General features: G+C 50.2%; 1 rRNA gene. It reads right to left on the bottom strand.

The features are described 5' to 3' along the window. Window positions 1–111 (bottom strand): 16S ribosomal RNA (locus KVP70_RS33680); the annotation flags it as partial. Window positions 112–263: the final 152 nt, after the last annotated feature.

Here is a 263-nt window from a genome sequence, read left to right as displayed (position 1 = left end):
TACTCACCCGTTCGCCACTCGCCGCCAGGTTGCCCCGCGCTGCCGTTCGACTTGCATGTGTAAGGCATGCCGCCAGCGTTCAATCTGAGCCAGGATCAAACTCTTCAGTTTAATCTCTGTTTATTTGGCATTTCTGCCACCGTCATTGCTGACGGGTCGCTCACTCAAAATACTGACAGGCCACTACTTGCGTAGCGCCTATTTCATTACTTCTTGTGAACATTTGATATTTTAAGTATCAGCAGGACTAGCCTGCTGTGCAC

Origin of the sequence: Duganella violaceipulchra, assembly GCF_019166075.1 — a bacterium.
Lineage (GTDB): Bacteria > Pseudomonadota > Gammaproteobacteria > Burkholderiales > Burkholderiaceae_D > Rugamonas > Rugamonas violaceipulchra.
This window is presented reverse-complemented; position numbering and strand designations above follow the sequence as displayed.